The sequence below is a fragment of the Nocardioides aequoreus genome (assembly GCF_000720335.1).
Lineage (GTDB): Bacteria > Actinomycetota > Actinomycetes > Propionibacteriales > Nocardioidaceae > Marmoricola > Marmoricola aequoreus.
Genome location: NZ_JOJN01000014.1, coordinates 24,465 through 45,990 on the forward strand (window position 1 = coordinate 24,465; position 21,526 = coordinate 45,990).

The following is a 21,526-nucleotide window of genomic DNA, read 5'->3' on the forward strand; positions in this document are numbered from 1 at the left end:
GTCAGTACTCCACCTTCGCGGTCCGCTTGCGGATCATGGTGACCTCGTCACGGTTGTTGCCGATCGGGCCGATGTAGTTGAAGAAGTAGGACAGCTGGGCATAGCCGCCGACGATGTGGTTGGGCTTCATCAGGACGCGCGTGAGGCTGTTGTGGATCCCTCCGCGCTTGCCGTCGCGCTCGGTGAGCGGCACGTCGATGAGCCGGTCCTGGGCGTGGTGCATGTACACGGTGCCCTCGGGCATGCGGTGGCTCACGATGGCCCGCGCAGCGACGACGCCGTTGCGGTTGACCATCTCGATCCAGTCGTTGTCCCTGATCCCGACCTTGGCGGCGTCCCGGTCGGACATCCAGACCGACTGCCCGCCGCGCGAGAGCGAGAGCATGAAGAGGTTGTCCTGGTACTCGGAGTGGATCGACCACTTGTTGTGCGGCGTGAGGTAGCGCACGGAGACGCCGAGCTCGTCCTGCTTGCCGATGGGTTTCTCCCCGAACAGGGCGGTCATGTTGAGGGGCGGCCGGTAGACCGGGAGCATCTCACCCATCCCGAGGAACCAGTCGTGGTCGACGTAGAACTGCTGGCGACCGGTGAGAGTGTGGAACGGCTTCTTCCGCTCGATGTTGATCGTGAAGGGGCTATAGCGCCGCCCACCCGACTCCGAGCCGGACCATTCCGGCGAGGTGATCACCGGCACTGGCGCCACCTGGGTGTCGGCGAAGGTGATCTGCTTGCCCTCGTGCTCGGCAGCGAGGTCGGCGAGCTCGGTGCCGGTCCGCTTCTCCAGGAACCGGAATCCCTGGGTCGCCAGGTGCCCGTTGGAGACCCCTGCGAGGTGGAGGATCGCGTCGGCCATCTGGATGTCGGTCTCGACCCTGGGCTGCCCGTCGCCGGCTCCACCGCGAGCAATGCCGTTGCGCGTGCGCAGGATGTCGATCTCCCGCTTGACGTCGTAGGCGACGCCCTTGGTGAGCATCCCGACGTTCTCCATGAGCGGCCCGATCGACGTCATCTTGTCGAAGATCGCGGTGTAGTCGCGCTCGGCGACCGCGATCACCGGCATCGTCTTGCCCGGGACCGGGTCGACCTCGCCCGTCTTCCAGTCCTTCACCACGCCGTGCTCGCTCGCCATCGCCTCCGGGGTGTCGTGCCACAGCGGCTTGGCGACAACGTCCTTCCGCGTCCCGAGGTGGGTCTCGGCGAGCTCGGAGAACCTCTTGGCGATGACCTTCCAGGCGTCCCAGTCCGACTTGGTCTGCCACGGGGGGGCGATGGCGGGGTTGAAGGAGTGGACGAACGGGTGCATGTCGGTGGTCGACAGGTCGTGCTTCTCGTACCAGGTGGCCGCGGGCAGCACGACGTCGCTGAAGATCGTCGAGGAGGTCATCCGGAAGTCGATGGTCATCAAGAGGTCGAGGCGGCCCTCGGCGGCCTTCTCGGGCCACTCGACGTCATTCGGTCTCTGGTCGGGCGGGGCCTCGACGGCGGTCGCCGCGGAGTCGGTGCCGAGCAGGTGGCGCAGAAAGTACTCGTTGCCCTTGGCTGAGGAGCCGAGGAGGTTGGAGCGCCACAGCGATAGGATGCGGGGGTGGTTGTCCTCGTGCTCGGGGTCCTCCACCGCGAAGCGGAGGGCGCCGTCCTTGAGCTGCTGGGCGACGTAGGAGGGGGCGTCCATGCCGGCCGCGGCAGCGTCGTCGGCGAGCTGGAGGCTGCTGCGGTCGAAGGTGGGGTACGACGGCGACCACCCCAGGCGCACCGACTGGGCCAGCAGGTCCATCACCGACCGCCCCGCGAAGACCCCGGTCCCGGCGTCGAGGTCGTCGGCGCTGAACGTGTCGTAGCGGTACTGCGACGTGTTCACGTACCAGTACGCCGTCTGGTTCATGTGCCGCGGCGGGCGGTGCCAGTCCAGGGCGAACGCCATGTGCTGGAAGCCCATGATCGGGCGGATCTTCTCCTGGCCGACGTAGTGCGCCCAGCCGCCGCCGTTGCGTCCCTGGGTGCCGGTGATGGTGGTGAGCAGCAGGATCGCGCGGTAGATCTGGTCGGAGTGGAACCAGTGGTTGACACCCGCCCCGAGCAGGATCATCCCCCGTCCCTTGCTGTCGATGGCGTTCTGCGCCCACTCCCGCGCGAGCCGGGTGACCTGGCTCGCAGGTACACCCGTGTGCTGCTCCTGCCACGCGGGGGTGGCCGGCACGGCCGGGTCGTCGTAGCCGTGCGGGTCGTCGGCGTCGGTGCGGGGCCACTGCCCCGGTAGGCCCTCGCGTGCCACTCCGTACTGCGCGAGCAGCAGGTCGAGCACGGTCGTGACGACGCGTTCGCCCACCCGGGCCACCGGGACGCCGCGGCGTTCGTGGACGACCTTGCCGTCGGCGGCGTCGAAGCGCGGGAGCTCGACCTCGACGGCCTCTCGGGTGCCGCCCTGGTGGTCGCGATACATGCTGAGCGCGGGGTCGATGTCGCCAAGCTCGAGGTTCCACTTCCCAACGCCCTCCTCGCCGAAGCGGTCGCCGATCGAGCCGTGTGGGACCCGCACTTCGCCGGTGTCGGCGTCGATGAGCGCCGGCTTCCACATGGCGTTCTCGCTCGTCCCGCCGAGGTCGCCCTCGACGAGGAACTTGCCGGGACGGTAGGAGCCGTCGGCGGACGGCTCGAGGCACACCAGGTGCGGCAGATCGGTGAACTGCTTGGTGTAGTCGGCGAAGAACCGGGTGGTGCTGTCGACGAAGTACTCCTTGAGGATCACGTGCCCCATCCCCATGGCGAGCGCGCCGTCGGTCCCGGGCGCCGGGCTGACCCACTCGTCGGCGAACTTCACGCTCTCGGCGTAGTCAGGGGCGACGGCGATGACCTTCTGGCCGCGGTAGCGCGCCTCCGTCATCCAGTGGGCGTCCGGGGTGCGTGTGGTGGGGACATTGGATCCCCACATCATCAGGTAGCCGGCGTCCCACCAGTCGCCCGACTCCGGGACGTCGGTCTGGTCACCGAACATCTGCGGCGAGGCGTTGGGAAGGTCGGCGTACCAGTCGTAGAACGACAGCATCGGGGCACCGATCAGCTCGAGGAAGCGCGCACCGGAGGTGTAGGACACGGGCGACATCGCTGGAATCGGCGAGAACCCGGCGATCCGGTCCGGACCCCAGCGCTTGACCGTGTAGACGTGCGCGGCCGCCACGATCTCAGCCACCTCGTCCCAGCTCGCCCGCACCAGGCCACCCTTGCCGCGCGCCTTCTTGTACACGCGTGCCTGCTCCTCGTCCTGGACGATGGATCCCCAGGCGACCACTGGGTCGCCGTACTGCTGCTTGGCCGCACGGAACATCTCGAGCAGCACACCCCGGACGTAGGGGTAGCGGACCCGGGTGGGGCTGTAGGTGTACCAGGAGAACGCGGCACCGCGGGGACAACCGCGGGGCTCGTACTCGGGACGGTCGGGGCCGGCGCTGGGGTAGTCGGTCTGCTGAGCCTCCCAGGTGATGATGCCGTCCTTGACGTAGACCTTCCACGAGCAGGAGCCGGTGCAGTTGACCCCGTGGGTGGAGCGCACCACCTTGTCGTGGCTCCACCGGTCCCGGTAGAACGCGTCGCCGTCGCGGCCGCCCTTCTTGTGGAGGCTGCGCTGGTCGTCGCTGACCTCCGCCTTGGTGAAGAATCGGCGACCCGAGATCAGGGCCTGCTGCATCGGGCTGTCAAGACTCATGCGGGGACTCCTCGCGGGGCGCTTCGGTTGACTGGTGGACGTGATGGTCTGCGAAGGACTGGCGTGTGGTGACGTCGGCGTGGCAGAGGTTCGGACCGACGAACGGGCTGATGGAGACACCGACGTCGTCCTCGCCGAGCTGGTGCAGAGCCCCGCGCAGCAGGCCCTGATGGATGCCGCACACAACAGCGGTGTTGGCGCGTGCGAGCTCCATGAAGGGGCAGTCGGCGAGAGCGATGCGGCAGGTCCTGCCGCCGTCGCTGGTGGTGAGCTCGGGCGAGTAGCCCCAATCCCGAAGCAGGTCAACGAGGGGGCCGATCTTGCCGAGCCATGCTCCAGGAGATGACGCCGGCGCAGATGCCGACCGGGGCAGGTGGTCGCGTGCCCACCGCTCCCCGGCCTGCTCGGGCGTGTCGCTGGTGCTGAACGACTCCGTCATCAGCTCTAGGAGGCGAAGCAGGTACGTGGCCCGGTCCGCGTCGTCGGCGTGGGGTGGGAGTGCGTACACCTTTCGGGGCCGGCCTACGCCGAATGCCGTGGTGAGGTGCGAGGCGATGATGCCGGCGGCCTCGAGGCGGTCGGTGTGGAACCGCACGGTGGTGGGATGCAGCCCGAGCACCTCGCTCAGCTGGGCCGCCGTCATCCCTCCCGGATCGATGTCGCCCTCGGCCGGGTGATGTTTCTTCAGGGCATCGACGATGGCCCGGCGGACCGGTGAGGCGAGCAGGCCGGCGCCGACAGCGGCGTGAGGCGTCTGCTCGGAGGTCACCTCCTCACCATCACCGGTATTGGAAGGACGGGCAACGGGTCCAAAGTCCCCTATTGAGAGGACCCTCGGACGTGGTCGATGACTCGTGCGGGTGAGGAAATACAGGAGCACGCTTCTCATCCCGCCGCTGAAGCAGCCAGCGCCCGTCATTCAGGAGAGCCCATGGCGTTCGTGAGCCCGCCCAGCCAGGCCCACGACCCGGTGCGCGGTCAGGACGGTACGACTGGCGTCGTGGCACCGGGCCCCACCCGGGTGCTCGTCCTCTCGACCGCGGGCTTCACCCTCATGTTTGCGGTGTGGCTGATGTTCGGGATCCTCGGGAAGCCGATCAGTGCCGAGTTCGGTCTGTCCGAGGTCCAGCTGTCGTGGATCATCGCGGCGGCGGTGCTCAACGGGTCCTTGTGGCGACTCCCCGCCGGGATGATCACGGACCGAATCGGTGGCCGGAAGGTGATGACCTTCCTGCTGCTCGGATCTGCTGTGCCGGCCTACCTTGTCTCAAGGGCCGACTCCTACGCCATGCTGCTGGTGCTGGCCTTCTTCGTCGGTTTCGCCGGCAACTCGTTCAGCTCCGGCATCGCCTGGAACTCGGCCTGGCAGCCGCGCCGTCACCAGGGCTTCGCACTCGGGGTCTTCGGTGCAGGCAACGTCGGGGCCTCGGTCACCAAGTTCGTCGGCCCGCCGCTGATCGCGGGCACCACCGTCGGGGCGACCTACCTGGGCATCTTCCCCGGTGGATGGCGCTTCGTGCCGGTTCTGTACGCCGTGCTGCTGGTGATCATGGCTGCGGCGACCTGGTTCCTCGCCCCGCACGAGGACCGGGCGCCGGGTGCGTCACAGCCGCTGGCCCAACAGCTGACACCCCTCAAGCAGGTCCGCGTCTGGCGCTTCGCGCTCTACTACGTCGCGTTCTTCGGCGCCTACGTCGCCCTGGCCGCGTGGCTGCCGACGTACTACATGGACAACTTCGACGTCTCGCTGCAGACCGCAGCCTTTCTGACCGCGTCCTACATCTTCCCCGCCTCGTTGCTGCGCCCGTACGGCGGTTGGCTCTCCGACCGGTTCGGCGCTCGCCGCGTCATGTACTGGTCGCTGGGCACCATGCTGGTGGTCACGGCGCTGCTGATGATGCCCAACGGTCACATCGTCATCGACCACACCGACGGCCGGGAAACCGAGCATCTCGCCTACGCCATCGGTCTTGCTCCCTTCGCCGTGCTCGTCTTCCTGCTGGGGTGCGCGATGGGCGTCGGCAAGGCGGCGGTCTACAAGCACATCCCGGAGTACTTCCCCGACAACGTCGGCGCCGTCGGCGGTCTCGTCGGGATGCTCGGTGGCCTCGGCGGGTTCTTCCTGCCGCCGCTGTTCGCCTACACCAAGGCGTGGTCTGGGTTCCCCTCGAGCACGTTCTTCGTCCTTTTCGTCCTGACGGTCGTCTGCCTGGCGTGGATGCACTGGACGGTCGTCCACATGTTGCACAACGAGTCGCCCGAGCTGGCGCGACACATCGAGCGGCCGAGCGAGGCCCGTGAGGAGAGCCTGGCATGAACTCCGCGACATCGACCACGTCCGGCGAGTGGTTGGAGTCCTGGGACCCCGAGGACGAAAGCACCTGGGACTCAGGACTCGCCTGGCGGACACTGTGGATCACCACGTTCTGCCTGACCCTGGCCTTCGTCGCCTGGTTCCTGCCCAGCGCCATCATCCCGAAACTCAACTCCCTCGGCTACAGCTTCAGCACATCCCAGCTCTACTGGATGGCTGCGATGCCGGGTCTCTCGGCCGGCTTGTTCCGACTGGGGTGGATGACGCTCCCGCCGATCCTCGGCACCCGCAAGATGGTCTCGCTGACGACGCTGTTGCTGATCGCGTCCACGCTCGGGTGGGGCGTACGCGTGCAGTCCCCCACCGCGCCCTATTGGGAGCTGATGGTCCTCGCTTTCCTCGCCGGCATCGGCGGCGGCGCGTTCTCCGGCTTCATGCCGAGTACGTCCTACTTCTTCCCTCGTACCAAGCAAGGCACGGCACTAGGTCTACAGGCGGGGCTCGGCAACTTCGGAGTCTCGTTGGTCCAGCTGCTCACGCCGTACCTGATCGCCGTGTCGTTCTTCGCCTTCCTCGGCGACAGCCAGGACCTCTCCGTCGCGGGCAAGCCATCGACGGAGGTCTGGTACCAGAACGCGGCCTTCGTGTGGATCCCGCTCATGGTGATCGGCGCAGCACTGGCGTGGACGATGCTCAAGTCGGTGCCGATCAAGGCCAACATCCGTCAGCAGTTCGACATCTTCAGCAACACCGACACCTGGCTGATGACCCTGCTCTACATCATGACGTTCGGGACGTTCTCCGGACTGGCCGCTCAGTTCGGGCTGTTGATGTCGAACCTCTACGGCTCCGGCAACGGTGACATCGTGAGCGGCGCCGGTGCCACCGCGACCGTCCTGATCGACGGGTACGCCGTGCCGGACCCCGTGAAGTTCGTCTTCCTCGGCCCCCTCATCGGAGCCGGAGCACGCGTGGCTTTTGCGCCGTTGACCGACCGCATGGGCGGCGCGGTCTGGACGCTGATCTCCGGGCTCGGCCTGATCGCGTCGATCGCGTACACAATCCCAGCGCTCACCCCGGACCTCAGCTCGACGGCCAGCCTGGACTCGGACTTCGACCAGTTCCTGTGGGGCATGCTCGCGATCTTCTTGTTCGCCGGGATCGGGAATGCCTCGACCTTCAAGCAGATGCCGATGATCTTCGAGCGCCGCCAAGCCGGCGGCGTGATCGGCTGGACTGCCGCGATCGCCGCCTTCGGCCCGTTCTTCTTCGGTGTCGGGATCACCACCATCGGCGCCACAGCGTTCTACGCCGTCGGCATCGCCTGGGCGGTGATGTGTGTGGTGATCACCTGGGTGCGCTATGCACGCAAGGGAGCGCCGCGCCCCAGCTGAGCCGCTCTGCCGCGCACGTGCCGTGGGTCTGCACGGATCGGTGACACCTGGTCAGTGCCGCCAAGGAGTGCCACGACAGGATGTCTGTCGCGCCGTTTCACTTGCTTCCCCGTGCGAAAGCTCGTTCAGCGCGGCCGCGCGCAAACGTCCGCAGGCTCCAGCAGCGCAACGCATTCCGTGTGGCTGGTCATCGGGAAGAGGTCGAGGGCACGCAGGGACGTGAGCCGGTAGCCCTCCTCCAGCAGGTACGCCGTGTCGCGGGCGAGGGCGGCCGGGTCGCAGGCGACGTAGACGACCGCGCGAGGAGCCAGCGCCGCGACCTGTCCGACCACCTGCCGCTTGGCACCCACCCGGGGCGGGTCGAGCACGACGAGGTCGGCCGGGCCGGCGCCGCGGTGGAGCACGCGGTCGACGCGCCCCCGCAGCACCCGGACGCCGAGGTCGCGCAGGTTGTCGCGGGAGAGGTCGGAGGCGACCCGGTCGCCCTCCACCGCCGTCACCCGGCCCTCGGGGCCCACGGCCGGCGCGAGGTAGGCCGAGAAGAGCCCGACGCCGGCGTAGAGGTCGAGCACCCGCTCCCCCGGCCGCGGCGCAGCCAGGTCCATCACCGCCTCGACGAGCAGCCGGGGCGCCTCGACGTGGGGCTGCCAGAAGCCGTCGGAGGCGACGGCGAAGGTGCGGGTGCCGTGGGAGGTGTGCACCGTCTGGTGCACCACCTCGCGGGGCGCGCCCTCCTCGTGCACCACCGCCCCCGGGGCCTCGACGAGACAGTCCTCGACGGGCTCGAGCTCGTGGGAGCGGTGCCGGCGCAGGGCGCGCCGCCCGTCGGGGAGGACGGCGTACCGCATCCGGGAGCGCCAGCGCAGGTCCGGCGGCACCTCCTCGACGACGACGTCGACCTCGAGGCCGGCCAGCCGTCGCATCTGCTCGCGCACCACCTCGCCCTTCAGCGCCCGCTGCCGCGCCGGGGCGACGTGCTGGAGGTCGCAGCCGCCGCAGCGGCCGGGGCCGGCGTACGGGCAGGGCGCGACGACCCGGTCGGGCGAGGCGTCGAGCACCTCGACCGCGTCGGCGCGCCAGAAGGACTTCTCCAGCTCGGTCACCTCGGCGACCACCCGCTCCCCCGGCAGCGCGTGGCGCACGAAGACGACACGGCCGCTCTCGCCGTGGCGCGCCACCACGTGCCCGCCGTGGGCGATCGGGCCGCAGACGAGCTCCAGCCGGGCGCCCACCTCCGTCGCGGGGCCGTCAGGGGCCGTCACCGGGTGCGGCCGCGGCGCTCGTCGCCGGGGCGCACCCGGGTGAGGTCGGCCTGCGCCCGCTCCTTGGCCACCTGCGAGCTGCGCAGCTGGTAGGGCACCGAGGTGACCATCACGCCCGGGGTGAAGAGCAGCCGGCCCTTGAGCCGCAGCGCGGTCTGGTTGTGCAGCAGTTGCTCCCACCAGCGGCCGACGACGTACTCCGGGATGTAGACGGCGACGACCCCGCGCGGGTTGGCCCGGCGGATCTCCGAGGCGTACTGCACGATCGGCCGGATCACCTCGCGGTAGGGCGAGTAGAGCATCTTCAGCGGCACGTCGATGCGCATCTGGTCCCACTCGTCGACCAGCCGGTCGGTGCGGTCGGCCTCGGCCTGCACGTAGACCGCCTCGAGCACGTTGGGCCGGCTCGCCTTGGCGTAGGCCAGCGCGCGCAGCGTGGGCTTGTGGAGCTTGGAGACCAGCACGATCGCGTGGACCCGCGTGGGCAGGACCTGGTCGTCGTCGCCGATCAGCAGCTCCTCCTCCACCCGGTCGTAGTGCTTGCGGATGGCGCTCATCAGCGCGTAGAAGGTCGCCATCGCGATGATCGTGATCCACGCCCCGAGCAGGAACTTGGTGACCAGCACGATCACCAGAACCACCGCGGTGAGCCCCAGGCCGAAGGTGTTGATGGCCCGCGCCCGCATCATCCGGCGGCGCTCCTGGGGGTCGGTCTCGGTGCGCAGGTGGCGCGTCCAGTGCCGGATCATGCCGAGCTGGCTGAGGTTGAAGGAGACGAAGACGCCGACGATGTAGAGCTGGATCAGCCGCGTGGTCTCGGCCTCGAAGGCGACGATCAGCACGATGGCCATGAAGGCGAGGAAGACGATGCCGTTGCTGTAGGCCAGCCGGTCGCCGCGGGAGCCGAAGGCGCGCGGCATCAGGCCGTCCTTGGAGAGGATCGAGCCCAGCACCGGGAAGCCGTTGAAGGCCGTGTTGGCCGCGAGCACGAGGATCAGCCCGGTGATGACGACGACGAAGTAGAAGCCCGGCGGGAAGTCGGCGAAGATGGCCCGCGCGATCTGCGCGATCACGGTGTCCTGCACGAAGCCGTCGGGCAGCGGGCTGCCGTCGGCCTGGCGCAGCTGGTCGATGGCGGACGGGTCGACGTAGCGCAGCCCCATCTGGCGGGCGAGCACGATGACGCTGACCATCATCGAGATGGCGATCACGCCGAGCAGCAGCAGCGTGGTCGCGGCGTTGCGGCTCTTGGGCTTGCGGAAGGCGGGCACGCCGTTGCTGATCGCCTCGACGCCGGTCAGCGCCGCACAGCCGGAGGAGAAGGCCCGCGCGAGCAGGAAGACCAGCGCCACCGTGGTCAGTGGCTCCTCCCAGCCGGGCTCGGGCTCGACCACCAGGTCGGCGCTCGCGACCTGCGGCAGGCTGCCGTCGGCGAGCTGAAAGAGGCCCAGCACGCACATCCCCAGGATCGCGACGATGAAGAGGTAGGTCGGCACCGCGAAGAAGGTGCCCGACTCGCGCACGCCGCGCAGGTTCATCGCCGCCAGCAGCACCACCATCGCGCTGGCGACCAGCACCTGGTGGTCGTGCACGAAGGGCAGCGCGGCCCCGGCGTACTGCGACGCCGAGGAGATGGAGACCGCGACGGTGAGGATGTAGTCGACCAGCAGCGCGCTGGCCACCGTCTTGCCGGCGCGCGGCCCGAGGTTGACCTTGGCCACCTCGTAGTCGCCGCCGCCCGAGGGGTAGGCGTGCACCGTCTGCCGGTAGGACGCGACCACCGTGAGCATCACCAGGGCGACGGCGAGCGCGATCTTCCAGGAGAAGACGTAGGCCGAGGTGCCCGCGATGGCCAGCATGATGAAGACCTCGTCGGGCGCGTAGGCGACCGAGGAGAGGGCGTCACTGGCGAAGACGGGTAGCGCGATGCGCTTCGGCAGCAAGGTCTCCCCGAGCTGCGAGCTCCGGAGCTTGCGTCCGAGCAGGATCCGCTTGGACACGTCGGTCAGGCCCACGAGAGTCGAGGGTACGACCACACCCGCCCTTCGCGATGCAGGACTGGCACTACTGTGCTGCTGTGCACGTCGTGATCATGGGCTGCGGCCGGGTGGGCTCGACGCTCGCGCGCAGCCTCGAGGACCGCAACCACACCGTCAGCGTCATCGACAGCAACCCCGACGCCTTCCGTCGGCTGGGGCCGTCGTTCAACGGCACCAAGGTCACGGGCTACGGCTTCGACCAGGCCGTGCTGACCGAGGCGGGGATCCAGCGCGGCGACGCCTTCGCGGCGGTGAGCTCGGGCGACAACTCCAACATCATCGCCGCGCGGGTGGCCCGCGAGACCTTCGGCATCGACCACGTCGTCGCCCGGATCTACGACCCCGGCCGCGCCGAGGTCTACCAGCGGCTCGGCATCACCACCGTCGCCACCGTGAAGTGGACGGCCGACCAGGTGCTGCGGCGGCTGCTCCCCGCGGGCGCCGAGCCCGACTTCCGCGACCCCTCCGGCACCATCCGCGTCGACCAGGTGCCTGCCCCCGAGGGCTGGGTGGGGCGGCGCAGCGTGACCTTCCAGGAGCAGTCGAGCAGCCGGATCGCCTGGATCGACCGGCTCGGCGAGGGCACCCTCCCGACGCGGGAGACGGTGCTCCAGGAGGGCGACGTGCTGCACCTGGTGATGCGGGAGAAGGACGCCACCGGCGTCTACGACGTGCTGAAGAAGGGGCCGGCAGCGGAATGAGGGTGGCGATCGCCGGAGCCGGCGCCGTGGGACGCTCCATCGCGCGCGAGCTGATCGACAACGGTCACGAGGTGCTGCTGATCGACAAGTCCCCGCACACCATCAAGCCGGACCGGGTGCCGGAGGCCGAGTGGCTGCTCGCCGACTCCTGCGAGCTCTCCTCCCTGGAGGAGGCGCGGCTCGACCAGTGCGACGTGGTGATCGCCGCCACCGGCGACGACAAGGTCAACCTGGTGACCTCGCTGCTCGCCAAGACCGAGTTCGGCGTGCCCCGCACCGTGGGTCGGGTCAACCACCCCGACAACGAGTGGCTCTTCACCGAGGCCTGGGGCGTCGACGTCAACGTCTCGACGCCGCGCATCATGTCGGCGCTGGTCGAGGAGGCCGTCACCGTCGGCGACCTGGTGCGGCTCTTCACCTTCCGCCAGGGCAACGCCAACCTGGTGGAGATGACGCTCCCGGCCGACAGCCCGTACGTCGGCACACCGGCCGGCCTGGTGCCCTTCCCCGACAACTGCGCGCTCGTCACGATCCTGCGCGACGGCCAGGTCTACCTGCCGGGCGCCGAGCAGCCGATCGAGGCCGGCGACGAGCTGCTCTTCGTCGTCCCCGCCGAGATGGAGGGCCGCCTGGAGATGCTGCTCGCCCCCGAGGAGCACCCCGAGCTGAAGTAGCCCGGGGAGTAGCCGGCTCAGCCGGCCGGGTCGGCCACCGGGGTGCGGTTGCGGGAGAGCAGCCAGACCATGCCGGCCAGGCAGGCGACCTGCAGCGGCCAGCCCATCACCAGCTTGGCGGCGCCGAGGGCCCCGATGGCGGCGTCCTGCGACCACCAGCCGTTGGTGCCGGCGAGGTAGATCGGGGCCTGCACCGCGACGCGGAGCACGCACGGCAGCGCCAGCAGCCAGGTCAGCCGCGAGCACAGCCGCACCGTGGCCCGGTCGTCGTGCCAGGCGGTGGGGTCGCCGGTGACGCTGCCGATCATGAAGCCGACCAGCGGCCACCGCACCAGGATGGTCAGGACCATCACCGCGCCGTAGGCGGCGTTGTAGATGATGCCGGGCAGGAAGTAGGCCAGCGCCTGCTCGCCCTCGTCGCCGCCGCCCGCGGCAGCCCGCCAGGCGAAGAGCGCGCCGAGGCCGATGCCGAAGAGCGCGTTGAGCACGAACTGCACCGACGAGCGCTGCACCAGCCGGACGACGAGCAGCACGGCGGCCACGGCGACGCTCAGCGTGATGGCGAGGCGCAGGTCGCGCTGGGTCAGGAAGACCACGGTGAAGCAGATGGTCGGCACGGCGGCCTCGAGCATGCCCCGGACGCCGCCGAGCGCCTTCGACAGCTGCGCCCGGACCACCTGCTCCACGGTCTGCTGACCGGTGCCGGAGGTCTCGCTCATCGCGGCCGCAGGGCGTAGCGGGGGTTGTACATCACCAGCTCGTCGACGTCGCCGCCGATCCGGCCCGAGACCCGGATGCCGGTGCCGGCCGAGATGCCGGCGATGCGGCGGCGGCCCAGCCAGACGACCTGCAGCCGGCCGGAGCCGTCGTAGAGCTCGGCCTCGAGGGCGGGTACGCCGCCGCGGGGGCGCAGCGTGACGGTCTTGAGGGTGCCCTGCACCGTGACCGGCGTGCGCAGCGGCGCCTCGGCGATGGTGACGAGCCCGGCCTTCGCGGTGTCCTTGCGCAGCTCGAGGGCCTCGTCGCGCTCGGAGCTGGCCCAGCGCGACAGCGAGGAGCGCCAGCGACTCATGCGGGCCTCACGGGGCCGGCGGGCGGTCGGCCGCCCCGTCCTCGGGCCCGTCGGCTGCCTCCCCCTCGCCGTCGGCGCCGTCGACCCGGCGGGCGTCGGGGGGCAGGGTGAGCGGAAGCGGGGTGCCGGGAGGCATCGCGCCGGCACCACGGCGCACGACCACGGAGCGGATGAAGCTCTCCCACGGCCCGGCCTGCTCGGCGTCGACCGCGGGGCGGCCCATCACGTTGGTGCGCAAGAGCCACGTGGGGCCCTCGTGGCCCGCGAAGCGGCTCGCCTGCGTGGCGGGCTCGCCGTCGGGACCCGTCACCGGCACGCGGGCGACCAGCTCGGTGCCGAAGGCGCCCTGCTCCTCGGTGGCGGTGCCGCCCTGGCGGCCGACCTCGGCCGCGAGCCGTGGACGCAGCTCCTCCCACGCCCCGCCGCCGCGGGAGGCGGCGAAGGCGCGCAGCTCGAGGGCGCCCGTGCCGCCGACCAGCAGCACCGACATCACCTCGCCGGTGGACTCGTCGACCTGCAGGCGGAGCTCGGCGTCGGTGGGCGGGGGGAAGAGCAGGCTCCCCAGGTCGACCCAGTCGCCCTCCTCGACGTCGACCTCGGCCACGTCGAAGGGCCCCGTCTCGGGCAGGTCGCGGGATCGCGCGGGGGGCGCCACCTCGTCGGCGGCCACCTCCTCGGTGGCCGCGTCGGCCGCGGTGTCGCCGACCCCGACCTCCGCGGTGTCCTCGACCTCCCCGGCCCTCTTCTTCCGGCCGAACCTCACGATGCTGCGCCCTCCATGTCGGTGGTGAACCCTCCGGTCGAACCGTAGCCGCCGGTGCCGCGCGCCGACCCGCCCAGGTCGTCGGTCTCGACGAAGTCGGCGGTCTCGACCCGCTGCACCAGCAGCTGCGCGATGCGGTCGCCGCGGCGCACGGTGAACTCCTGCTCGCGGTCGGTGTTGAGAAGGCACACCGAGATCTCGCCGCGGTAGCCCGCGTCGATGGTGCCGGGGGCGTTGACGATGGTGATGCCGTGCCGGGCAGCGAGGCCCGAGCGGGGGTGGACCAGGCCGACGTACCCCTCGGGCAGCGCCAGGGCGAGACCGGTCGGGACCAGGGCGCGCTCCCCGGGCGCCAGCCGGCAGTCGACCGCGGCGTGCAGGTCGGCGCCGGCGTCGCCGGGGTGGGCGTAGCTGGGCAGCGGCAGCTCGGGGTCGAGCCGACGCACCGGGATCTGCACCATGGAGCGCGACCCTACCCGCGCGAGGAGTGGCGCCGGGTGACAGGCTGGGGCGCGTGGGCGAGGCGGCCGGCGGGCACTACAGCGAGCGGTTGCACGTGCCGCTCCGCTGGTGGGTGCAGGCCATCATGCTGCTCGCCACGCTGTGGCTCGCCTTCGTCGTGGCGATGCCGGCGTGGGCCGCCTTCGCCGCCACCGCCGCGCTGCTCGCGAGCGTGGGCGGTCTGCTGCTGTGGGTCGGCAGCGCCGTGGTGCGCGTCGCCGATGGCGAGCTGCGCGCCGGGCCCGCCAGCATCCCGGTGGCGCTGCTCGGGGAGCCCGAGGCGCTCGACCCCGAGGCGACCCGCCGCGTGCACGGCGTGGAGGCCGACGCCCGCGCCTACCTGCTGACGCGTCCCTACCTCAAGCGTGCGGTGCGGGTGCCGGTGCTCGATCCCCAGGACCCGACGCCCTACTGGCTGCTCTCCACCCGCCGGCCACAGCGCCTGGCGGCCGCCATCGACGGTGCCCGGCGCGCCGGGGTGGATTCGCCCTAGGGTTGGGTACGGCCACGGGGCCACACCCGGTAGGTCAGAGAGGAAGCCATGGCGAAGAAAGCCCCCAAGAAGAGCGCACCCAAGGACAGCTCCAAGGTCTGGACGGTCTTCTCCCTCGCCGCCGCCCTGCTGGGCGCGACGGTGGCCCGCAAGGCGCTGACGGCGTCGTGGCAGAAGGCGACGGGCAAGAACCCCCCGGCCAACCCCGCCGACCCCGACGTCGACCTGTGGGAGGCCGTGATGTGGGCCGCCGCGAGCGGCGCGGTCATCCAGCTGGTCCGGATGCTCGCCTCGCGTCGCGCCGCGGAGTACTACGCCCGGTCGACCGGGCACCTGCCCCCCGGGCTGGGCAAGGACGACCAGGACGCGTCGCAGGCCGACCCGGCGACCACCTGAGCTCCAGCAGACGCCGAAGGGCCGCCTCCCTCGCGGGAGGCGGCCCTTCGTCGTGTCGTGGTGCGCTCAGGCGCAGTCGACGCAGATCAGCTTCTTCTCGTCGGCCAGCTGGCTGCGGTGGTGCACCAGGAAGCAGCTCATGCAGGTGAACTCGTCGAGCTGCTTGGGCTTGACCTCGACCGCGAGCTCCTCGTGCGAGAGGTCGGCGCCGGGCAGCTCGAAGGACTCGGCGGCCTCCGTCTCGTCCTCGTCGACCTTGCCGGAGTTCTTGTCGTGGCGACGAGCCTTCAGCTCCTCGAGGCTGTCTTCGTTCTGGTCCTCCTCGGTCTTGCGAGGGGCGTCGTAATCGGTTGCCATGGTGCGTCTCCTGCTCCCAGAAAAGTCTGTGCGTCCGCGCGGGCGCCGGGAAGTGGCGGTCCCACCCTCCCCGAGCCTCGCTGCTCGGCCGTCTCGCGCGGTGACGGCGAGATTCTGCACCAGTCGGGCGCGTTGTGCACGTCCGCCTCGGACTTGCGCCGCTTGTGGTGTCAGACCTCACGTCAACGTGCGGTCACACCGATGTGTTCCCGTGCCCAACGAGCCCGATCTCACACCCGCGGACCGGCGAAGCCGCACGCCTCCACGACCTGCGCGAAACCGTCGAAGGTCGCCCGTGGCGCGCAGGTGACGAGGTCGAGGTCGACGCCGGGCACCACCTCGAGACGGGCGCCCGCCTCGCGGGCCACCAGACCTCCCGCCGCGTGGTCCCACCAGTGCGGACCCTCCTCGACGTAGGCGTCGAGGCTCCCGGAGGCGACCGCGCACAGGTCGAGCGCGCACGAGCCGTCACGGCGTACGTCGCGCACCCGCGTGAGCAGCTCGGCCACCGCGCGCCCCTGGCGACGGCGTACGTCGGGCCGGTAGCTGAAGCCGGTGCCGACCAGCCAGCGACCCGGGTCGGCGCCGGAGTCGCGGACCCGCAGCTCGCGGCCGTCGAGCCGGGCGCCACCGCCGCGCACCGCGTCGTACTCGCGGCCGAGCGCGGGGGCGACGACCACCCCGGCGACGACCTCGTCGTCGCGGGCCGCGGCGACCGAGACCGCCCAGTGCGGCAGGCCGTAGAGGAAGTTGACGGTGCCGTCGACGGGGTCGAGCACCCAGCGCACCCCGGAGCTGCCCGCGACGTCGTCGCCCTCCTCACCCAGGATGGCGTCGTCGGGCCGGGCGGCCAGCAGGCGCTCGCGCAGCAGCTCCTCGGCCGCGCGGTCGGCCTGGGTGACGACGTCGGTGGGGCTCGACTTGGTGTCGGCGACCGACACCCCCTCCGCGCGCATCCGCACGGCCAGGGCACCGGCCTCGCGGGCGACCGTGCGGGCCAGCTCGAGCAGCTCGAGGTCCTCCGGGGACGCCGACGTCGTGGGGCCGGCCATCAGTCCGACCCGCACAGCGCGGGTCGCGGCCCGCGAGGGTTGGCGCAGCAGCCGGGCGAGCACACGTCCCACGACGGCTGTCCGCTGCTGACCCGGCGCACCGGCTCCTCGCCGCGCTCGGCCGCGGCCCGCTCCAGCAGCAGCTCGCGGACCATCGCGACGAAGCGCGGGTCGACGCCCGCGGTCGCCGCGCGGGTGCACGGGAGCCCGAGCTCGGCGGCGGTCTGCATCGCCTCGGTGTCGAGGTCGTAGATGACCTCCATGTGGTCGGAGACGAAGCCGATCGGCACCAGCACCGCGCCCGGCACGCCGCGCCGGTGCAGCGCCTTGAGGTGGTCGTTGACGTCGGGCTCGAGCCACGGCACCTGCGGCGGCCCGGAGCGCGAGCAGTAGACCAGCTCGTGGGGGTAGCGGTGGCCGGTCTCCTCGCGCACCCGCTCCACGACCTCGGCCGCCACCTCCCGGTGCTGGGCGACGTACGCCGAGCGGGGCTCGGCGGCCGGACCGCTCGCGGCCGACATCGACTCGGGGATCGAGTGCGTCACGAAGACCAGGTGGCCGCCGTGGCGGGCCTCGTCGGGCAGCTCGGCGAGCGCCGCCAGCGTGGCGTCGACCGCAGGCTCCACGAAGCCGGGGTGGTTGTAGTAGTGCCGCAGCTTGTCGAGCCGGGGCCCCTCGCCGTCGGCCCGGTCCTCGGTCAGGCCGAGCATGGCGTCGGCGAGGTTCTCCCGGTACTGCCGGCAGCCGCTGTAGCTGGAGTAGGCGCTGGTGACCAGGACCGCGGCGCGGGTGATGCCGTCGGCGCGCATCTCGGCCAGGGCGTCCTGCAGGTAGGGGTCCCAGTTGCGGTTGCCCCAGTAGACGGGCAGGTCGACGCCGGCGCCGGCGAGGTCGGCGCGCAGTGCCTCGAGCAGCGCCCGGTTCTGGTCGTTGATCGGGCTGCGCCCCCCGAAGCCGTAGTAGTGCTCCCCCACCTCCTCCAGCCGCTCGTCGGGGATGTCCTTGCCGCGGGTGACGTTGCGCAGGAAGGGCACCACGTCCTCGGGCTTCTCCGGGCCACCGAAGGAGACGAGGAGCAAGGCGTCGTACGGGCTGGGGTCGGGCATGGGGCAAAGCCTAGGAGGCCGCCGTGGAAGGCGTGCAGGCGAGCGGTGCGAGGGGCGTGCGATGGCAAGACGACGGAGCGACGGCGCACCGGTGGTGCGTCGAGCGAGGTCGGCGCAGTCAGCGTGCGTCCCTCGCGCCGCGCAGCGTGCGCGTTCCTCGGCGGGCTCCTAGAGTCGGCGCGATGCTCGCTGCCTACCGCCGGGTGCTGCGCCGGCCGGGCGCGGCGGCCTTCTCCACGACCGGTCTCGTGGCACGGCTGCCCGACTCGATGATGACGCTGGGCATCGTGCTGCTCGTCAGCGCGCTCACCGGCTCCTACGCGCTCGCCGGGCAGCTCAGCGCGGCGTACGTCGTGGGCACCGCGGCCTTCGCCGTGCCGCACGGCCGGCTGGCCGACGTCTTCGGCCAGGGGCGCGTGCTCGGCGTCGACGCGCTCGTCTTCGGCACCGCGTCGTCGGTCATGGTCGTCGCGATCACCCAGGGGTGGTCGGCTCCGTGGCCCCACGTGCTCGCGGTGGTCGCGGGCATGGCCAAGCCCCAGGCCGGCACCCTGGTGCGCTCGCGCTGGGCGCACCTGCTGACCGAGGAGCGCGACCGCCACACGGCCTTCGCCGTCGAGGGCGTCGCCGACGAGGTCGTCTTCGTCACGGGTCCGGCCCTGGTGACGCTGCTGGCGACCAGCGTGGCGCCGCAGGCGGGGCTGGTGGTCGCGATCGTCGCCGGCACCCTCGGCGCCGTCGTCCTGGCCGCGCAGCGACGCACCGAGCCGCCCGCCCACCGGCCCGACCGCGCGACCGGGCGCGCCCCGATGCCGTGGGTGCTGCTGCTGCCGCTGGCCCTGGGCGCGGTGGCGCTGGGCTCGCTCTTCGGCGCGCTGGAGGTCGCGACCGTGGCGGTCGCCGAGGGTGCGGGCCGCACCGGGCTGGCCGGCCCGATGCTCGCCGCCTTCGCGCTCGGGAGCCTGGCCGCGGGCGTGTGGGCGGGCGCCACGACCTTGCGGCGGCCGCCGCTGGCCCGGGCGCGCCTGGGCATGGCCCTGCTGGCGGTCGGCACGGTCGCGCTGCCGCTGCTCCCCGGGCTGGCGCTGGTGACGCTGGCGCTGCTGCTCACCGGGATGGCGCTGGCCCCCACCCTGATCGCGCTCTTCTCGCTGATCCAGGCGACCGTGCCCGCGTCGCGCCTCAACGAGGCCATGGGCATCGTCTCGACCGGCATCGCCGCGGGCATCGCCCCCGGGGCGTGGGGCGCGGGCGTCGTGGCCGACGCGGCGGGCGGCTCGGCAGCGTACGTCGTGTGCACGGCGTCGGCCGTGCTCGCCGCCCTCTCGGGGGTGCTGGTCCGGCTGCCGAGGGGCTCCACCGGGCCGTAGAGTCGGGCGGTGAGCACGTGGACCAACTGGGCCGGGCTGGCGACCGCGCACCCGACGGCGGAGAGCCGCCCGCACGACGCCGACGAGGTCGTCGCCGCGGTGCGCGACGCCCGCGAGCGGGGCCTCCGGGTCAAGATGCACGGCACCGGCCACTCCTTCACCGACATCGCCGTCACCGACGGCGTGATGCTGCACCCCGACTCGCTGCGGGGCATCACCGCGGTCGACCGTGGCGCCGGCACCGTCACCGTGCTCGCGGGCACCCCCCTGCACGTGGTCAACGAGGCGCTCGTGCGCCTGGGCCTCTCGCTGCACAACATGGGCGACGTGCAGGAGCAGACCGTGGCCGGCGCCGTCTCCACCGGCACCCACGGCACCGGCGGCAAGAAGGCCTCGCTGAGCCACCAGGTCCGTGCGCTCGAGCTCGTCGACGGGACCGGCCGGCTCCGCACGCTCAGCGCCGAGAGCGACCCGGCGCTGCTCGAGGTCGCCCGGATCGGTCTCGGGGCCCTGGGGGTGCTCACCTCGGTCACCCTGGAGGTCGAGGAGCTCTACACCCTCGACGCCCACGAGTGGCCGGTCCGGTGGGAGGAGGCGGTCGAGGGCTTCGAGGAGCTCGCCACCGCCCACGACCACTTCGAGGTCTACTGGTGGCCGCACACCGACCGCTGCCTGGCCAAGGCCGACGACCGCACGACCGAGGACCCCGCACCGCTGTCGCGGGCGCGGGAGTGGTGGGACGACCGCTTCCTGTCCAACACCGTCTTCGGGGCGGCGCAGCGGCTGGGCAACCTGCGCCCCGGCCTGGTGCGCCCGCTCAACCGGCTCAGCGCCCGTGCCCTGGGCGAGCGGCGCTACCGCGACGTGCCCCACCGCGTCTTCACCAGCCCCCGCTCGGTGCGCTTCCGCGAGATGGAGTACGCCGTGCCGCGCGAGGCCGGCATGACCGCCCTGGCCGAGGTGCGACGGGTGCTCGACCGCTCCGACCTGCGGGTCGGCTTCCCCGTGGAGGTGCGGCACGCGCCCGGCGACGACGTGCCCCTCTCCGCGGCCTACGGCCGCGACACCGTCTACCTGGCCTTCCACGTCAACGCCGCCACCGACCACACGGCGTACTTCCGCGCGGCGGAGGAGGTCGCGCTGGCCCACGACGGCCGGCCGCACTGGGGCAAGCTGCACACCCGCACGGCCGACGACCTGGCCCCGGCGTACCCCCGGTGGGACGACGTGCTGGCCGCGCGCGAGGCGCTCGACCCCGACCGCGTCTTCGGCAACGCCTACCTCACCCGGGTGCTGGGTCCCTGATCCGGGCGCGGGCGTGGGTAGGCTCGGCCCCCAGCACTCGGAGCAGGAGCAGGAGCAGGAGCAGATCATGGACAGCGCGCTGCGACCCCGCGACATCCAGGCGCGGATCCGGGGTGGCGAGACCGCCGAGTCGGTCGCCGCGGCCGCCGGCGTCCCGGTCGAGAAGATCATGCCCTACTGCTCCCCCGTGCTCGCCGAGCGCGCCCACGTCGCCCAGACCGCGCTGCGGGCCTCGGTGCGCCGCGGCGCCGGCCCCGGCGGCGCCCGCACCCTCGGCGAGTCGGTCGACCGCTTCCTGGCCGCCCACGGGCTGCGCGAGGGCGACGTGGAGTGGGACGCCTGGCGACGCGCCGACGGCCGCTGGGCGCTGACCGCGCAGGTCGAGGCCGGCGACCGGGAGCACCAGGCGGAGTTCACCCTCGACGTCGCCGGCCGCTACGTCGTCGCCGGCAACGACGACGCCCGCCTGCTGACCGGCGAGCTGAGCCCGGGCGAGCCCGACGCACCCTCGCGGGGGCTCACCGCCCTCGCGGGCGGCTACGCCGACGTGCCCTTCGCCCCCGACAACCTCGGCGACGACGCCCTCGAGCTCGTGCGCGACCGCCGGGCCCAGGAGGCAGTCCAGGAGACGGCCCGGGAGGCAACGCCGGAGGCACCTAGGCCCGCCGAGCCGGACCCCGCGGTGCTGCCCGAGGCCGACCCGGTCGCCGCCGCGGGTCCCCTCCCCGACCACGAGCCCGACTCGCAGCCCGACGAGGCGACGATCGAGGTCGCCGCCGACCCCGCGGAGTCGGCGATCGACGAGGGCGCGGTCGACGACCAGCCCGAGCTCGACCTCGGCGTGCCGGAGCAGCCGCCGTCGGACGGCGCGCCCTCCCCCGAGAGCGCCGAGACCCCTGCCGAGACGCCCGCCGAGACGCCTGCCGAGACCCCTGCCGAGACCCGCCCGAAGCGCACCCGCAAGGGCCGCGCGTCGGTGCCGTCGTGGGACGAGATCATGTTCGGAGGCGGCTCCCAGGACTGAGCG

Annotated in this window: 20 protein-coding genes; 9 read left to right on the top strand and 11 right to left on the bottom strand. The window is 71.8% G+C overall.

What is annotated here, in order from left to right:
• Position 1 precedes the first annotated feature (1 nt).
• Together IG63_RS0118130 and IG63_RS0118135 are read right to left on the bottom strand one after the other, a co-directional pair.
• Entirely contained in the window at positions 2-3,700 is a 3,699-nt protein-coding gene (locus IG63_RS0118130; protein WP_030485758.1) for a nitrate reductase subunit alpha, read from the bottom strand.
• The gene (locus IG63_RS0118135) at positions 3,690-4,469 is read right to left on the bottom strand and encodes a helix-turn-helix transcriptional regulator (protein ID WP_211249387.1); all 780 of its coding nucleotides are present in this window, start codon (positions 4,467-4,469) and stop codon (positions 3,690-3,692) included. The genes IG63_RS0118130 and IG63_RS0118135 overlap by 11 nt, the downstream gene beginning before the upstream one ends.
• Before the next feature lie 162 nt (positions 4,470-4,631).
• On the opposite strand from IG63_RS0118135, the gene IG63_RS0118140 reads away from it, so the two are divergent.
• Both IG63_RS0118140 and IG63_RS0118145 read left to right on the top strand, forming a co-directional pair.
• Positions 4,632-6,017 (top strand): MFS transporter, encoded by a 1,386-nt coding sequence (locus IG63_RS0118140; RefSeq protein ID WP_084597310.1) that lies wholly within the window; start codon positions 4,632-4,634, stop codon positions 6,015-6,017.
• Positions 6,014-7,408 (top strand): MFS transporter, encoded by a 1,395-nt coding sequence (locus IG63_RS0118145; RefSeq protein ID WP_030485761.1) that lies wholly within the window; start codon positions 6,014-6,016, stop codon positions 7,406-7,408. Before IG63_RS0118140 ends, IG63_RS0118145 begins: the two co-directional genes overlap by 4 nt.
• 125 nt (positions 7,409-7,533) lie before the next feature.
• On the opposite strand, the gene IG63_RS0118150 is transcribed toward IG63_RS0118145, so the two are convergent.
• Positions 7,534-8,670 carry a class I SAM-dependent RNA methyltransferase gene (locus IG63_RS0118150; RefSeq protein WP_036196198.1) on the bottom strand — a complete coding sequence of 379 codons (1,137 nt, stop codon included), beginning with the start codon at positions 8,668-8,670 and terminating at the stop codon, positions 7,534-7,536.
• The gene (locus tag IG63_RS0118155) at positions 8,667-10,685 is read right to left on the bottom strand and encodes an APC family permease (protein WP_036196200.1); all 2,019 of its coding nucleotides are present in this window, start codon (positions 10,683-10,685) and stop codon (positions 8,667-8,669) included. The genes IG63_RS0118150 and IG63_RS0118155 overlap by 4 nt, the downstream gene beginning before the upstream one ends.
• 35 nt (positions 10,686-10,720) lie before the next feature.
• Between IG63_RS0118155 and IG63_RS0118160 the strand changes: the two genes are divergently transcribed.
• A complete protein-coding gene (locus tag IG63_RS0118160) occupies positions 10,721-11,410 on the top strand; it encodes a potassium channel family protein (RefSeq protein WP_030485764.1) in 690 nt (229 codons plus the stop codon).
• Positions 11,407-12,084 carry a potassium channel family protein gene (locus IG63_RS0118165; protein WP_030485765.1) on the top strand — a complete coding sequence of 226 codons (678 nt, stop codon included), beginning with the start codon at positions 11,407-11,409 and terminating at the stop codon, positions 12,082-12,084. Before IG63_RS0118160 ends, IG63_RS0118165 begins: the two co-directional genes overlap by 4 nt.
• A 17-nt stretch (positions 12,085-12,101) precedes the next feature.
• Here the strand turns inward: IG63_RS0118165 and IG63_RS0118170 are convergent, their stop codons facing one another.
• The 4 genes from IG63_RS0118170 to dut are packed head-to-tail and all read right to left on the bottom strand — an operon-like array spanning position 12,102 to position 14,380.
• Entirely contained in the window at positions 12,102-12,803 is a 702-nt protein-coding gene (locus IG63_RS0118170) for a DUF3159 domain-containing protein (protein WP_030485766.1), read from the bottom strand.
• Positions 12,800-13,156, bottom strand: coding sequence for an OB-fold nucleic acid binding domain-containing protein (locus IG63_RS0118175; protein ID WP_030485767.1), 357 nt, complete (start codon positions 13,154-13,156; stop codon positions 12,800-12,802). Before IG63_RS0118175 ends, IG63_RS0118170 begins: the two co-directional genes overlap by 4 nt.
• 7 nt (positions 13,157-13,163) lie before the next feature.
• On the bottom strand, positions 13,164-13,919 hold the full coding sequence (locus IG63_RS0118180; RefSeq protein ID WP_051707162.1) for a DUF3710 domain-containing protein: 756 nt from the start codon (positions 13,917-13,919) through the stop codon (positions 13,164-13,166).
• Positions 13,916-14,380, bottom strand: a complete 465-nt coding sequence (gene dut / locus IG63_RS0118185) for a dUTP diphosphatase (RefSeq protein WP_030485769.1) — start codon at positions 14,378-14,380, stop codon at positions 13,916-13,918. Before dut ends, IG63_RS0118180 begins: the two co-directional genes overlap by 4 nt.
• A 53-nt stretch (positions 14,381-14,433) precedes the next feature.
• On the opposite strand from dut, the gene IG63_RS0118190 reads away from it, so the two are divergent.
• The gene (locus tag IG63_RS0118190) at positions 14,434-14,913 is read left to right on the top strand and encodes a DUF3093 domain-containing protein (protein WP_030485770.1); all 480 of its coding nucleotides are present in this window, start codon (positions 14,434-14,436) and stop codon (positions 14,911-14,913) included.
• Between the two features lie 48 nt (positions 14,914-14,961).
• On the top strand, positions 14,962-15,309 hold the full coding sequence (locus tag IG63_RS0118195; RefSeq protein ID WP_030485771.1) for a DUF4235 domain-containing protein: 348 nt from the start codon (positions 14,962-14,964) through the stop codon (positions 15,307-15,309).
• Positions 15,310-15,375: 66 nt separating this feature from the next.
• Here the strand turns inward: IG63_RS0118195 and IG63_RS0118200 are convergent, their stop codons facing one another.
• The 3 genes from IG63_RS0118200 to IG63_RS0118210 all read right to left on the bottom strand — a co-directional run bounded on the left by IG63_RS0118200 (position 15,376) and on the right by IG63_RS0118210 (position 17,824).
• On the bottom strand, positions 15,376-15,666 hold the full coding sequence (locus IG63_RS0118200) for a DUF4193 domain-containing protein (protein ID WP_030485772.1): 291 nt from the start codon (positions 15,664-15,666) through the stop codon (positions 15,376-15,378).
• Between the two features lie 230 nt (positions 15,667-15,896).
• Entirely contained in the window at positions 15,897-16,718 is an 822-nt protein-coding gene (locus tag IG63_RS0118205; RefSeq protein WP_030485773.1) for an inositol monophosphatase family protein, read from the bottom strand.
• Positions 16,718-17,824, bottom strand: a complete 1,107-nt coding sequence (locus IG63_RS0118210) for a ferrochelatase (RefSeq protein ID WP_030485774.1) — start codon at positions 17,822-17,824, stop codon at positions 16,718-16,720. Before IG63_RS0118210 ends, IG63_RS0118205 begins: the two co-directional genes overlap by 1 nt.
• A gap of 182 nt (positions 17,825-18,006) precedes the next feature.
• Here IG63_RS0118210 and IG63_RS0118215 point away from each other — a divergent pair, with 182 nt between their 5' ends.
• From IG63_RS0118215 to sepH, 3 genes are read left to right on the top strand one after another with little or no spacing between them, the layout of a single operon-like run.
• On the top strand, positions 18,007-19,194 hold the full coding sequence (locus IG63_RS0118215; protein WP_030485775.1) for an MFS transporter: 1,188 nt from the start codon (positions 18,007-18,009) through the stop codon (positions 19,192-19,194).
• A 9-nt stretch (positions 19,195-19,203) separates the two neighbouring features.
• Positions 19,204-20,499: a D-arabinono-1,4-lactone oxidase gene (locus IG63_RS0118220; RefSeq protein ID WP_030485776.1), complete on the top strand. Its 1,296-nt coding sequence runs from the start codon at positions 19,204-19,206 to the stop codon at positions 20,497-20,499.
• 13 nt (positions 20,500-20,512) lie between these two features.
• Entirely contained in the window at positions 20,513-21,523 is a 1,011-nt protein-coding gene (gene sepH, locus IG63_RS21825) for a septation protein SepH (protein WP_051707164.1), read from the top strand.
• Positions 21,524-21,526: the final 3 nt, after the last annotated feature.